The sequence below is a fragment of the Arthrobacter sp. EpRS71 genome (assembly GCF_001512285.1).
In the GTDB taxonomy this organism is placed as follows: domain Bacteria; phylum Actinomycetota; class Actinomycetes; order Actinomycetales; family Micrococcaceae; genus Arthrobacter.
In genome coordinates, this window is record NZ_LNUV01000003.1 from 222,461 (window position 1) to 236,879 (window position 14,419).

9 protein-coding genes are annotated in these 14,419 nt (G+C 64.2%); 5 read left to right on the forward strand and 4 right to left on the reverse strand.

Features of this window, described 5'->3' with window-relative positions:
* The first annotated feature begins 89 nt into the window (after window positions 1-89).
* The 5 genes from AR689_RS03940 to sufU all read left to right on the forward strand — a co-directional run bounded on the left by AR689_RS03940 (window position 90) and on the right by sufU (window position 10,503).
* Window positions 90-2,822 (forward strand): helix-turn-helix transcriptional regulator, encoded by a 2,733-nt coding sequence (locus AR689_RS03940; RefSeq protein ID WP_062067084.1) that lies wholly within the window; start codon window positions 90-92, stop codon window positions 2,820-2,822.
* A 41-nt stretch (window positions 2,823-2,863) separates the two neighbouring features.
* Window positions 2,864-5,533 carry an AAA family ATPase gene (locus AR689_RS03945; protein WP_062067087.1) on the forward strand — a complete coding sequence of 890 codons (2,670 nt, stop codon included), beginning with the start codon at window positions 2,864-2,866 and terminating at the stop codon, window positions 5,531-5,533.
* A gap of 471 nt (window positions 5,534-6,004) precedes the next feature.
* Window positions 6,005-8,560: an ATP-binding protein gene (locus tag AR689_RS03950; RefSeq protein ID WP_062067090.1), complete on the forward strand. Its 2,556-nt coding sequence runs from the start codon at window positions 6,005-6,007 to the stop codon at window positions 8,558-8,560.
* A 98-nt stretch (window positions 8,561-8,658) separates the two neighbouring features.
* Complete coding sequence (locus tag AR689_RS03955) at window positions 8,659-9,984, forward strand: SufS family cysteine desulfurase (RefSeq protein ID WP_156424526.1); 1,326 nt, start codon at window positions 8,659-8,661, stop codon at window positions 9,982-9,984.
* A 66-nt stretch (window positions 9,985-10,050) separates the two neighbouring features.
* Complete coding sequence (sufU, locus tag AR689_RS03960; protein ID WP_062067093.1) at window positions 10,051-10,503, forward strand: Fe-S cluster assembly sulfur transfer protein SufU; 453 nt, start codon at window positions 10,051-10,053, stop codon at window positions 10,501-10,503.
* Between the two features lie 22 nt (window positions 10,504-10,525).
* On the opposite strand, the gene nhaA is transcribed toward sufU, so the two are convergent.
* The 4 genes from nhaA to AR689_RS03980 all read right to left on the reverse strand — a co-directional run bounded on the left by nhaA (window position 10,526) and on the right by AR689_RS03980 (window position 14,312).
* Entirely contained in the window at window positions 10,526-11,845 is a 1,320-nt protein-coding gene (gene nhaA, locus AR689_RS03965; RefSeq protein ID WP_062067096.1) for a Na+/H+ antiporter NhaA, read from the reverse strand.
* A 160-nt stretch (window positions 11,846-12,005) separates the two neighbouring features.
* Entirely contained in the window at window positions 12,006-12,227 is a 222-nt protein-coding gene (locus AR689_RS03970) for an SCO4848 family membrane protein (protein WP_062067099.1), read from the reverse strand.
* Between the two features lies 1 nt (window position 12,228).
* Complete coding sequence (locus AR689_RS03975) at window positions 12,229-12,726, reverse strand: DUF2505 domain-containing protein (RefSeq protein WP_062067102.1); 498 nt, start codon at window positions 12,724-12,726, stop codon at window positions 12,229-12,231.
* Between the two features lie 47 nt (window positions 12,727-12,773).
* Window positions 12,774-14,312, reverse strand: coding sequence for an SDR family oxidoreductase (locus tag AR689_RS03980; protein WP_062067104.1), 1,539 nt, complete (start codon window positions 14,310-14,312; stop codon window positions 12,774-12,776).
* Window positions 14,313-14,419: the final 107 nt, after the last annotated feature.

Sequence of the window (14,419 nt, forward strand, 5' to 3'; positions counted from 1 at the left end):
GCCTACAAACCAAGGGCGCCCGAAGGTAGTGTGCATGGTACGCAGGTAAGCGGTGGGGGTCTACCGCGAATGTGTAGCTAAGGATGCGGATGTCGTCGGAGTTGCTAAACAGGAGCGGTGGAGGCGCAGCGAGGGCTGCGGCTCCCGATCTGTTGGGCGGCCCAACAGACCGCCAGACGTGGTCACTTCTGGCACGGAGCCACGATCTATCAAAGGCCGGCAAGCACCTCGAATCACCTGATTCCTACGGAGTGGTCCTCACCGGGGAACGGGGAATCGGCAAGTCCGGCCTGGCAAGGGCAGTAGTGTCCTCCCTGGGCCCCAAAGTCCATAGCCTTCAATTGCGCAACACCGTCGCCAGCGGCCAGACCCCTTACGGATGCCTCGGATTCCTGCTGGCCCGCTTGCCATCGACCGCCGTGGGATCGCCCACGGCCATCCTGCACGCGGTGACCAACTTGATCAGGTCAGAAGCCGCGGGCCGGGACACTGTGTTCATCGTGGACAATGCCGGCGGTATGGACCCGATGAGTACGGGCGTTCTTTTGAACCTCATGGCTACCGGCACCGCGAAAGTCATCGCCACCGTTCAACGCGCCAGCGACCTCCCCGCCGATTTTCACCGGCTGGTCCTCGAAGGGGGGCTGGGCGAGGTCCACCTGAACACGCTCAGCGAGGAACAGACCAAACAAGTGTTGGGCTCAGTCCTTGGGCACTACGTTTCATCAACCCTGGTGGGCTCGCTGCATTCCGCCGTGGGGGGCAACCCCATGCTCCTGCATGCACTTCTTGAGGAGCAGCGGCACACGGGCAACCTGGTCCTCAACGATTCCGTCTGGACGCTTCGAGACCGGATCCATCTGGACGGCGCCACGGTAGTGGAGGACTTTGTCCGTTCCAGGCTGGCGCGCGAACCGCAAGCCAGCAGGACCGTCGTCGAAATCCTCTCCTGTGCGCAGCGCGCAACGTTGCTGGATTTGGCAGGGATCTTCGGCACCGAGGTTCTGGTGGACATGGAGGAGTCAGCACTGCTGACTATTGAGAAGACCGGTAAGCACTGGGTCTCGCTCCGGGACCCCTACGTGGGGGAAGTGGTCCGCGGCTGGCTCAGTACCCGCCGTATGCGCGAGCTGCGGCTCATGCTGCACGGTCCCGAAGAGCCCGAACTACAAGCGTTGGCGCCGCAGGATCTCCTGAGCTACGCGGCGTGGATGCACGCTTCCGAAGACGAGCCCGCACCCTCGCCCGCACACGCCCTCGCGGCCGGGCGGGCGGCGCTGGATGACTACGACCCCAACTTTGCCATCCAATGCACCCTGCCTTTGGACCCTCAACACAGTGAATGGGTTCCCGGGCAACGCCTGAAGGCTGCCGCCTACCTCATGCTGGACCTGCCGTTGCATGCGGTCCAAGCCCTGGATGAGGTGTCCGAGTCCCACTTGGCGTCCCTGGAACCGTTGGAGTTCGCGGAGGTCACGGCAGCGAAGTGCCAGGCAATGACGTGGATTGACGGTCGTTCAGGAATGGTGCCAGGGGTGATCGCTGCCGGCCTGGATGCACTCGAAGCCAAAGCCCCGAATTATCCGGTAGAGGTCATGACCAAGGCGCGCAACCGCCTCCAACTCTGTAGCTACGAGTACAAAACCTACACAGGTGAGTACTCGGCAATGATTGAGGATTTGGAAGCCGAACTGGCCAAGGATCCGGCGGAGGACCGTGAACATTGGCTTAAGTCCTCCTTCTTCCTGATCGAGGCACGCTGCATGCTGGGCAGGGAGTTGGAGGCACAACAACTCGCTCGCACCGTTTCACGGCACTTGGGGGACGCGGGCCGCCTTGCACAGTTGGAAGAATCGTTCGCCAAGCATGCATTCCTGGTGCTCCTGTTGTCCGGGCAATGGCGCAAGTGCATCGAACTCATGCGCCGCACGCCCTCGGGGTCCTCGCGGCTTCAATACCGGGGTGCGCTCACTGAACTGGGCGTCGGGCTCGCGTTCGCCTATGCAGGCAAGCCGGCCAGCGCGATTGAACCCCTGCGATCAGCCGTTGCTCAGCTGGAGCTCCGGCCCAGCATGAACATGAACAAAGTTGCCTACGCTGCCACAGCTTTTGCCTACGCTCAATTGGGCAATTCCTTGGAGGCCGGACGGTACCTTGACCTCTACAGGACATGCAGGGGAGTGGGGACGTTCTTCTCCGAATCCGTAGCTGAGTTCTGTGCCGAGATGGCCGGGCGCTGGATGGGGGACCCGGAGGTGAAGCAGCGGCTGCTGGTCCGCGTACGGAACGACATTGACCAGCAGCGGTTCACCACGGCCGGCATCAACCTTTTCGGGGCCACCGTAGAAGGCACGGACGAGGAATACCGGCTGTTGGAAGACATTGCCGGCCGCCGGCAAGGGCCCTTGGCCAAGATCTCCGGTGACCTTGCCCGCGGCGCACTGACGAAGAGCTCCCGCTCCCTGCTCGCGGCAGCTGATGCCGCAGCATCGCTGGACCTGCTGGTAGTTGAAGCCCGATGCGTGGCCATGGCGCTTGATTACGCCAGGGACGCCGGTGAAACCACGGCCGCCCGGACAGCGCAGCTCAGGCTCGAACGGTTGGAGCATTCCGTCCCCGCATTACCCATCCAGCCACGCAGCGACGCGCCGGTATTGACCGAACGTGAACGTCAGATTGCTAAACTCGCGGGAAAGGGTGTCAGCAACCGTGAAATCGCGATGGATATTGGGGTGTCTGTGCGAACTGTAGAAGGCCATCTATACCAGGTGTTCACCAAGCTCGGCGTATCATCTCGGGGCGAGCTCCATGGGCTGCTGTGAATCAAAGCGTGGCACTTCCGTAAGCCTGGCATGGGTTGCCCATGCAGGCTGAGCACCTTGTAGGCCGGGACGCGGAACTGGACCTGGCTATGGAGATTTTGAGGCAGGAAGGCGCCGGTGCCGTGCTTCTGGTTGCCGATCCCGGCATTGGCAAGACCGCCCTGGCAGCCGAAATCGCAGCCCGCCTGGCCGGAGAAATGGTGGTGATGAGGATTCATGGGAGCCCTGCGTTATCCGCCGTTCCGTACGGCGTCCTGGCCCCTTATCTACTGGACCTCCCCGTGGAGCAAGCAACCTCGCCGGTGGCGATCCTTCGCGAGTTCTGGTCCCAGTTCGAGAGACGCCGTGGCGGCGACGGAGCGCGCCTGCTGCTGATCGTGGACGACGCCCACGACCTTGACGAAGGCAGCACCCAGATCCTGGCTGAGCTGGTCACTGCCGGATGGGCCCGCCTGGTAGCCACCAGCAGGCCTCGGCCCGGTTTGCCTGCAGCGTTGCTGCAGCTCTGGTATGACGGACTGGCGGAGCGGTTGGAGCTCCACCCCCTGGACAAGGAAAACGTTACCGAGCTGGCGGAAAAAACCCTCGGGGGAGCGGTCATGACCAGCGCCGCAGGGATCCTGCACACCATGTCCGAAGGTAACCCTTTGCTGCTTCACTGCCTCCTTGAGGACTCGAAGACTGACGGGAACCTGGTCCGCCGGAACGGCGTGTGGCTCCTGACGCGGGCGCTCTCCGGGAGCGGAGAAAGCCTTGCCGAGGTAGTCCGCAACAGGGTCCTCCGGACCAGCGAAGCCGAACGGGAGGCAATGTACGTCATTGCCCTGTCCGAGCCCGTTCCCGCTCCCGTGGTGGACATGCAGGTAGGCAGGGACACCGTGCGGGCACTGATGGACAACCGGCTGGTGATCTCCTCCAACGGGCCCGGAGGGCCCCTGAAGATGTGGCACCCCCTCTACAGCGAGGCGCTGCGGCAGATCGTTTCGCCCGCCCGCAGCCTCCAGATCCGCCAGCGCATGGTGCAGCAATTGCCGGCGGAACCGTTCACGGCGGAGGGCCTGCTGCGCACGGTGAGCTGGGCCCTGGACTGTGGTGACGCCGTCGACGACGAACAGCTGCTGGAAGCAGCTTTCCTTGCCGCGAAGACACACCAGCACCCGCTGGCCATCGCGGCGGCGGACAAGGTCCGCTCGGACGCACTGCTGCCCCGGGCACGCGCCGTCATGGCGCTGGTCAACTACGTCGACGGCGACTACCGCGGTGCCGTCCAGCTGCTGGAAGCAGGCTCCGGGTTCCTGGACGCTGATGCTTCGGTACCCTTGGGCGCGAGCCTCTTGTGGGCAGCTGCGCGGGCCGCCGCGGGCGACTCGCCAGCTGACATTGTGGCCGATGCGTGGACTGCTGCAAAAGCCTTGATGGGCGAGCGGGAGTTGGCTGACCCTGCGCCCCTGACTATCGAAGGGAACGTACGGGCCCTGGAAGTGGCGGCACTCGCCAAGGACGGCCACTACGAGGAACTCCGCGAGAGCTTGGACCGCTTCACCGATGAGTTCGCAAAGGACGGCTGCGATCTTGCGGCACACCGGATGTTCCTGCGTGCCATGCAGTGTGAACTGCTGACGGTGGAAGGTCAGGCCGTCGAGGCAATGGACGCCGGCCGCGAGGCTTTGCTGTTGTTGGACGAGCACCACCAAGAGCATTTGTACCTCAGCGACTTCGTCCTGCTGCGCTACACACTAGCCGCCCTGGAATCCGGAGACTGGGAGGCTGCCGGGACTGGCCTTGACCGCTACGCCGCCGCTTCGGCCAGTGGACTCATCTACTTCGGGGGCGATATTGAGGCGCTCAAAGGCTTGTCATTGCTGCGTCAGGGCCGCTTGGAAAAGGCCGTAGAACTGCTGACGCCGGCCGTCGAAGCCTTGCAGCTTAGCGACCCCCTGCAGCTACGAAGCCTCGGAACCGCGCTGGCGTTTTACGCAGCGGCCAAGTCCGGCAATACCCAGCTGGCCCGGCGGTTGGAAAGTGAGCAGGGCGCCACTGCCGCCGGTGGTGCGTACGTGGAGGCGCTCGCGGAGTTGTTCAGGCTCGCCGGGGAGGAACTTCTCACTACGGGTCAAGGGCTGCAGAAATTGCGCGACCTACCGGAAATACCGGAATCCGGCCATCTGCACCGGCAACCAGGCATTCTGCTGCAGAACCTGGTACTCAGGGCCGAGCTCGGAGACGTGCAAGCCATGGAGTCCCTCCGGGAAACGGCATCGTCCATGGCCGGAAGCTGGGCAACGGGCTGGGCATCCCTGGCGGCGGCACAGCTGAGCGGTGAAGGCCAAGGATTGGTGAACGCAGGTAACCTCCTGGCTGCGACCGGGATGCCCGGACCGGCCGCGGTGGCGTTCGACAAAGCGGCCCTGACTTTTGACGCCGAGGGCAAGCGGCCCGAAGCCCGGCAGGCAGCCGTACTGCGGGATGTCAGCGAGGCCGGCCTGGGCGATGCCCTGGCCCATGACCCACACGCCGAGGCTGATCGGTCCGTGCCGCTGACCCGACGCGAGCAGGACATCGTGGCATTGGCTGTCTCGGGCCTTACCGACCGTCAGATTGCCGAGAAACTCATGGTGTCAGTCCGGACCGTGGAAGGCCACTTGTACCGGAGCTACGCCAAACTGGGTATCCGCAGGCGGGAAGATCTGGGCGCTGCCGTCCGTCCGTGACGCCGGCACCTGAGTACCCGCATAACTGACGCCAAAAACACCCATCCTTGGAACCACGCGGATTTAACCAATCAATGGAGTAATGCGTGGGTGTTTCGTGTCGGGACCAAGTAGTGCCCTGTCAGGGGACTGAGTACAACAGAGTACCGGGGGCGCAAAAGCAGTCGGTTTTTCGAGTACCAACTACTGATGTACGGCAAGTTGCTCCCCGGCAGTATTGATCTTGGAAGAACGGTTCAGCCCCAAGCATCACCGGGATTCCGAAAATCGCATCACCCGCATCGGAGGTCTCTTGAGCCGATGCTCCGGCCACCGACTGGTGGTCCGGCCCTGTACGAAGCCGGCGGCGACAGAGTCTTCTGAGACCGAGACTCTCCCCCCAGCCGCCGCCGGCTTCTAGGCCAGGTACCCCGCCCACCGCGGACCCCGTAAACCCCTCCCGGATCCTGGGACATTGCTAATGGAGTGTGCATGTTGCCGGACCCTTGGCTGGACGAAGACACCGTCGCAGCTGGTCTGAGGCCATCAACATTTCCGGATAGAGCGCAACTCCTGGACCTCATCCTGTCAGCCGTACCGTCCACGACCACCAACGGCATCGTGGTGGTGGGGGAGCGGGGTTCCGGGAAGAGCCACCTTCTGCTCGCTGTCAAAGAAGGACTCCCCAAAACCATGGACGTCCGCACCTTCACCGGAAAACCGGAACGGAGGGCCCTGAATTTCGGGGCTTTGGGTGCCATTTCCGCAGCGGAAGCGGACGAGGCCGTAGCGCCGGGCCTCCACGTCCTCAGGGCCCTGACCAATACTCTGGGGCCGGCCGACTACTTGTACAAGCCACCACGTGGACGACGCCGGAGCAAGCGGCAAGTTCAACCGGCACGGCCGCAGCTGGTCCTGTTGGTGGACGATATCCATTACGTCGATCCGGCCTCCCTGGCGGTCCTGCTGCAACTCATTCCCGGCTTCGGTGCCACCTTGGTTGCCACGGCAGAAAGTCGCCACCCCCTGCCACCAGATCTTTACCAGCTCTGGGAAGACGGTTTTCTGGAGCAGTATTTCCTGCCACCCTTTACGTTCAGTGAGGCACATGCTCTGTGCGAGTCCGTCCTTGGCGGGCAGGTGCAACGACGTGCGAGCAGCCTCCTTGCCGCCCTGAGCGGCTTCAACGTTGGGGTGTTATGCCTCGCCGTCAACGACGCACGCCGCTCCGGTTTCCTGGTCCGTAGTGATGGTTACTGGACCATCGATGTCCGCGCGCACTGTGACTGGCCCGGCGTGGTTGAGCACGTGCGGGCTGAGAACATCTCACGCCCGCCGGAAGAGCGCCAGGCCCTGGAACTCATCGCGCTCTCGGAACCCGTGGCCCTGGAGGTGGTGGAGCACCACTTCGGCCGGAAAGCCGTGGACCATCTCCTCGCGAATCACGACATCAGGGTGCTGCCCGGCCAGCCCCCGCTCCTCCGCACGAGCTCGTGGCTGCGAGGCGAAGGAACCCGGCTGTCCGTACCGCATTCCAGGAGCCTGGCCCTCCGGTTGGGTGTGGAGGAACCCGGGCTGACCACCGAGACGGCGCCCACCATGCTGCGATGGATCACGTGGACCCTGGACTGCGGGCTGACGCTCTCTGATGAACTTCTCCTCGCTGCAGCCCCCGCCGCTGACAGGCCGTCGACCGCCGAACTTGCACTCAGGGCCGCCTCGGCAGTGACCGGTGCCGATCATCGTGACGAAGCCAGGCTGGTCAGAGCACGGGCGTTGATCGCCGAAGGCCACGTCCGTGAAGCAGGCCCGGAACTCCGGCAGTTGGCAAGCACGGGCGGCCCCACCGAAGTGAAGATCGGCGCCGCCCACCGTCTGGTGGCACTGGGTCTGTTGGGCGCCGCACCTGGGGCGACAGAGGGCGCCCCTGGGGAAACGGATCCGGCTGTGGTGGATCCCGCTGTCGCGGATGCTGCCGGGTTGGAGCCTGCCGGGCTGGATCCCGCTGCGCTGATTGTGGAGAACCTGCACGCTGCGGAGCGTCTGCTCCTGTCCGGGGCGGCGTCGGAAGCGTTGCAACGGTCCTCGGCTGCCATGGAAGCCATCAAGGCCAACCCAAGCTTGGACATGTTCCTGCCGGGCGCGCTGCTACGCCACGTGATGGGCCTGCGGTACAACGTGGCTTGGGAACTGGTGGATCCGCTCCTGGGCACTCCCGCCGACTACACCATGCCAGCGCACCTCTCGGTGTGCCTGGACGTGGCACGCGGTTACGTCCAGCTTAGCCAAGGACTCCCACGCGCAGCCCGTGCCACCTTGGAGCCGGTCTTGGCAGAACTGCACGACGCCGGACTGCCGCACGTGCTCGCTCTGGCTGCGGCGCTGCTGGCCTACTCTGAGGCGCTGTGCGGAAACACTCCGCAGGCCATGGCAAGAGTCCGGCAAAGCATAGCTGTGCAAGAAGCTGCGCAGGGATCCGCGCCAGAATTCGCTGACCATTCTGCGGGCAAGGATCCAGCCGATCTGGTGCCCCAGGCTGGTTTGTTGACCCGGCCCGGCTTGTTGACCCAGCTCAGCGCCGTGTACGCCGCGGCCGCCCAGGACCAAGCGGCCGGCACGTCACGTCATCTGGTGGCGCTTGCGGACCACTTACACTCCCAGGGCAGCACCTTGCTGGAAGCAGAGGCGTTCTCCCTCCTGACCTTGAATGTTGCCAGTACCGCCGTCGACGACCCCGCGATCCAGCGCCGCCTCGGCGCGCTGGCAGCAGCTCTGCACGGTCCGGGCGGGGCAGCGCTGGGGACGTTTGCTGCCGCCCTGGTGGACAACGATCCCAAAGCGTTTGAGGCGGCGGGCCGGAGCCTGTCCGCGGACCGGCAGTTTGCCCATGCGGCCCTGTGCTATTCGCGGGCCGCTGCGGGTTACGAGGCCAGGACCCGGGCTGCTGCCAGCCGCCGGGCCTCGGTGCTCCTTGAGAGGCTCCGGAGCGCCTTCGACAGCGGGATCGTTCCACCGCTGGGCTGGGTACCCGGGAGGGCCGGCGGCTGAACGTGCTGAACGTGCTGTACGGCACACCTGCGGCACCGCACGGCAGGGGTCACCGTGGGATAATGAGGAGTCCCTGAAGGATTTCCAAGGAGCGTCCCTTGACTGCCGTATCAACTCCCGCCTCACTGCAACGATCCATGCATGCCATGGACAACGCGGAGGTGTTGCGGATCCGGAATGATTTCCCGGTGCTGGACCAGCTGGTCAACGGTAAACCTCTGATCTACCTTGACTCCGGCGCTACGTCGCAAAACCCGCTCAGCGTCATTGAAGCCGAGCAGGAGTACTACGAGCAACGCAACGCTGCCGTTCACCGTGGCGCCCACCACCTTGCCGTGGAAGCCACGGAGGTCTTTGAGGACGCGCGCCAGACCGTGGCGGACTTCATCGGAGCGCAGTATGAGGAAACCGTGTGGACCTCCAACGCCACGGAGGGCCTCAACCTCATCAGCTACGCCCTGTCCAACGCCGCGTTGTGGGCAGCCCAGGGACGTGGCGGTTCGGCGCTAAAGGAACTCGCGATTGGTCCTGGCGACGAGATCGTGGTCACGGAAATGGAACACCACGCCAACCTCATTCCCTGGCAGGAACTTGCCTTCCGGACCGGTGCCACGCTGAGGTACATCCCCATTGCGGACGATGGCTCCCTGAGGCTGGAGGCAGCGGCGGAGATCGTGGGGGATCGGACTAAACTCCTCGCTTTCAGCCACGCCTCCAACGTCCTGGGCACCATCAACCCCGTAGCTCAGCTCGTTTCCATGGCCCGCCGGGTCGGAGCCTTGGTTGTCTTGGACGCCTGCCAGTCCGTGCCGCACATGGCCGTTGACGTGAAGGGACTGGACGTCGATTTCGCCGTGTTCTCCGGCCACAAGATGTTGGCCCCCACCGGCGTCGGTGTCCTGTACGGGAAGCAGGACCTGCTGGATGTCCTGCCGCCGTTCCTGACGGGCGGGTCCATGATCACCACGGTCACTATGGAACGGGCAGAATACCTGCCCGCACCACAGCGGTTCGAGGCCGGAACCCAGCGCATCTCCCAAGCGGTGGCCCTGGCAACTGCAGTTAATTACCTTACTGAGACCGGCATGGACCGCATCCACGCGTGGGAGTCCACCCTGGGTCAGCGTCTGGTCAAAGGGCTGGAGGGCATTGATGGCATTCGCGTGGTTGGTCCTGCGTCCGGTACCGAACGGATCGGGCTGGCAGCCTTCGACGTCGCCGGTGTCCACGCGCACGACGTCGGCCAGTTCCTGGATGACCGAGGCATCGCCGTTCGCGTGGGCCACCACTGTGCCCAGCCGCTGCACCGCCGCCTGGGCCTGACGGCAACCACCCGTGCCAGCACCTACCTTTACAACACCACGGACGATGTCGACGCTTTCCTCGACGCCGTCTCGGGTGTCCGGGCCTACTTCCAGGCCTGACATGCGGCACCGGCCTTGGCCACGTAGCCGTCAACCACGATTTCCCCAGAAGAGGCACCACGCATCATGAGTCTTGACCAGCTGTACCAGCAGATCATCCTGGACCACTCCAAGCAGCGGCACGGCAGCGGCCTGGCCGAAACGGATGCGCCCGACGGTACGTCCACCGGTCAATCGCACCAGTTGAACCCCGTGTGCGGAGATGAGGTGACCCTGCGGCTTGCCGTCTCCGAGGGAACCGTACGGCAAATCAGTTGGGACGGTGCGGGCTGCTCCATCTCCATGGCCTCGGCCTCCGTGCTCAGCGAACTTGGCGAGGGCATGTCCGTGGAGGAGCTCCACTCGGTCATCGATAATTTCCGGGAGGTGCTCCGGTCCCGCGGAAAAGTGCAGGCAGACCCGGAAATCCTGGGCGATGCCGCAGCCTTTGAAGGTGTTGCCCGTTACGCAGCCCGGGTTAAGTGCGCCATGATTTCCTGGGTGGCGGCCGAGGACGCGCTCAACCAGGCCACCGCGTAGCCGCAACCGGAGCAGCTCCGCCTCAGGCGCGGGCGAAGACGTCAGGTACGCCGTCGCCGTCGTCGTCCCGTTCTTCATCCGCCTGCACCTGACGGTACCGCCGGTTGCGGGCTTTAAGCACGACGGCGGCGAGCAGCGCCGAGATCAGGGAGCCTGCCAGGATGGCCACCTTGGCGTGGCCGTTGTGGGTGGAGCCGGCCCCGAAGCTCAACTCGCCGATCAGCAATGAGACGGTGAAGCCGATCCCGGCCAGCAGCGCCAAGCCGAAGAGGTCGATCCAGGCAATGCTGGAATCCAGGCTCGCGCGGGTGGTTTTGGTGACCAGGAACGTGGTGCCGAAGACGCCCACTGCCTTGCCCACCACCAAGGCCGCAACGATGCCCACGGCCACAGGGTCCGTGAGCGCGGCGCCCATGCCGTCGAGTCCGCCCAAGGCCACGCCGGCTGAGAAGAACGCAAAGACCGGCACTGCAAAGCCTGCCGAGAACGGGCGAAGCTTGTGCTCGAGGTACTCGGCCAGGCCCTCTGCAGGTTCCCCTTTTTTCCCGCTGGCCAGGACCGGAACGGCGAAGCCCAAGAGCACCCCGGCCACGGTGGCGTGAATCCCGGAAGCATGGACAAAGCCCCACGTCGCCAAGGCGAGCGGAACCAGCAGGTACCAGCTGCGGACGCGTTTTTGGACAAGGAAGAAGAAGAGGCCAAGAGGCACCAGGGCCGCGAGCAGCATCAACGGTTGGATGCCGCTGGAGTAGAAGAACGCGATGATGCCAATGGCGATCAGGTCGTCCACCACGGCGAGTGTCAGCAGGAACGTCCGGAGCGCGGCGGGCAGGTGCGTGTTGATGACAGCCAGCACCGCAAGGGCGAAGGCGATGTCCGTGGCAGTGGGGATGGCCCAGCCTCTGAGCGTTTCGCCGGCGGTTCCCAGATTGAAGAGAACGTAGATCAGGGCCGGAACCACCACGCCACCAACAGCAGCGGCCACGGGGACAACGGCTTTGGCGGGTTTACGGAGTTCTCCTGCGACGAATTCGCGTTTGAGTTCAAGCCCTGCCAGGAAGAAGAACACCGCCAGCAGACCGTCCGAGGCCCAGTGGCCCAGGCTCAGCTCAAGATGCCAGGGTTCATAACCGATCTTGACGTCGCGGAGCGCAAAGTAACTGTTCGCTGCAGGGGAGTTCGCCCAGACGAGGGCGACAACTGTGGCTGCCAGGAGGAGGGCTCCGCCAACCGTTTCCGTGCGGAGGATCGCGAGGATCCTGCGGTACTCGGGGTAGCTGGAGCGGGAGAAGACTTTGCTTGCGTGGGAAGAGGTGTTTGGCAGTCTGGGACGGTCAGCCACGAAGGCTCCTTCAAAGGGTGTGCGGGCATTTGCGGGTACTGCAAAAGAACCGCCGACCAGACTTCCCGGCACACCACTGTCCATCTTACCCAACTGGGTAGCAGTTCAGGTCGTTCTGAACGCTCAGAACGACCTGAACTGCTACCCAGTTGGGTGAAACTTAGGCGACCAGGCCCGCGATCCCTATGCCCGCCGTCGCGAGTCCGAGCACCATGGAGATGGTGACCAGCACAACGTGGACCGTGAGGAACTTGGTGGCCTTGCCTGCGGCGTCGCGGGCGCGCGGGTCCTTCATGACCCGTTTGAGGAACTGCGGCCACACCACCAAAGACCAGACGCCGGCAACGATCAGGACAACCGCAAAGATCGCGGGGATCTCCACGCTAGTGGCTTTCGAGCCAGGCCTGAGCCTGCTGGGACTGGATGCCCAAAGCCTTACCCACCATGGGCTCGGCAGCATCGGCGATCTTGCCACCGAGGAACGGGACCGAGGAAGTGACGTTGCCCTCGAGTTCGATCCGGGTGCTGGCACCTTCGGCCACGAGGCGCTGGGCCGCCGTGACGTCAAGCGGAGCGCCGGAGATCTTCAAGGCAATCGTGCTGGACCGTGAACCGTCGGCAGCCGGGGCTTCCCACTTCTCGGTCTGCGTAACCTTCAACGTTTCGCCAACGAACTTGCGGGCGATGTCCGGCAGGCGCGTGGTGGGCAGCGTGCGGACCGTGGTGGTGGTGAAAGCACCGGCGGTGTCGCCGTCAACGGTGAACGATTCCAAGGAGCCGCCCACGTATTCGCTGGTGTGACGCAGGAAATCTTCGTTGACGAAGACTGCGGCTACGCGGTCAACGCTGTGGGGCAGGGTGGTGGATGCACTCAGGGCCATGGGTCCTCCGTGGATGGTTGTGGTGAAGCTTTTTAGCTCCCAACATCCTACGGGGTCTCGGTGGACACCCCTGAACCCTGCTTCCGCTCCGCCTCCTGTAGGTCTATGGCAGCCGCCGAAATGTTCCTGGCCATGGACGGGAAAATGAAGCCGTGGAACGGGTACACGCCCAGCCAGTAGAGCCTCCCTGCAAGACCGCGGGGGAAGAAGATGGCCCGTTGCTTGTAGAGGCTCCCGCTGTCGTCGGGCTCTACCGACAACTCAAGCCAGGCGCCGCCGGGGGCCCGCATCTCCGCCCTGAGGCGCAGGAGGTGCCCGCGGTCGATCGCCTCCACCCGCCACCAATCCACTACCTCGCCCGTATTCAGGGTCTTGGGGTGCCGGCGACCACGCAGAAGCCCCGCCCCGCCCTGCAACTTGTCCAACCAGCCGCGGACCCGCCACGCAAGCGGCAGCGAGTACCAGCCGTTCTTGCCGCCGATGCCCTCAATGATGGTCCACACATATTCGGGCTTGGCTTCGCTGTGGAAGGTCCGCTCGTCCAGGAACACCTTGTAGCCGGCCCAATCGGGGTCGCTCGGAAGAGGGTCTGCGTCAATGCCGGCATTCGCCCACGTGGTCTCCACCTGCACGTCCCTTTCCTTGCCGAGCGCCAAAGCGACGGCACGGCGGTAGGGGGTCAGGCCGCCGTCGGGCTGCGGGAAGTAGGTGTCGACGTCGTGCTCCCGCGACACTGCGTCGTGCTGCAGCGACTGCACCAAGGGCAGGGACATGGACAACGGAATGGGAGTCACCAAGGCCACCCACAGCCCGGCCAGTTTGGGCGCCGGGACGGGAAGGGCGATCACCAGCCGCCGGGGGAGTCCACGCTCCACGGCGTACTGGTTCATCATGTCCTTGTATTTCAGGACGTCCCGTGACCCAATGTCGAAGGAGCGGTTCAGTTTCTCCGGGAGCGCAGCGGCAGCCACGAGGTAGTGGAGCACGTCACGGACTGCGATGGCTTCAACCCGGTTGTTGACCCAACTGGGCGCGGGCATGACGGGCAGGGTTTCGGCCAAGTGCCGGATCATCTCGAACGACGCCGATCCTGAACCGATCACGACGCCGGCCTGGAACACCACGGCATTCACTGGCGATTCCAGGAACACCCGGCCCACTGTCTCGCGGGACCGCATGTGCGTGGAAAGCTCGGTATTCTCCGGGTGCAGCCCGCCCAAGTAGACGATCCTGTCCACACCGGCATCTGCCGCGGCATCGGCCACGAGCCTGGCCATCGCCTCTTCCTTGGCCTCGAAACCGCTCCCTGAGGCCATCGAGTGGACCAGGTAATACAGGACATCGACGCCTTCCAACGCCTCGGTGAGTCCTTCGGCGTCGGACAGGCTGTTTTCAATGATCTCAACGTCGTCATGCCACGGAACATCGGCAATCTTCTGCGGTGTGCGGACCAAGACCTTGACCCGGTGACCGGCTTCAAGGAGCCGGGGGATCAGGCGCCCGCCGATGTAGCCGGTGGCGCCGGTGACCAGCACCGTCTTGGTCTCCTGCGGGGTATTGGAATGCGTAGCTTCCGAAGGCTGCAAAGGAACTCCTGTGGCTGGGGGTAGAGGTAGGCTGGAATGACCCGGCATTCATCTGAATTTCCGGGCATTTGTGTTGCCTGCCCTTGGACCCACCCTAGGAGTTTCTG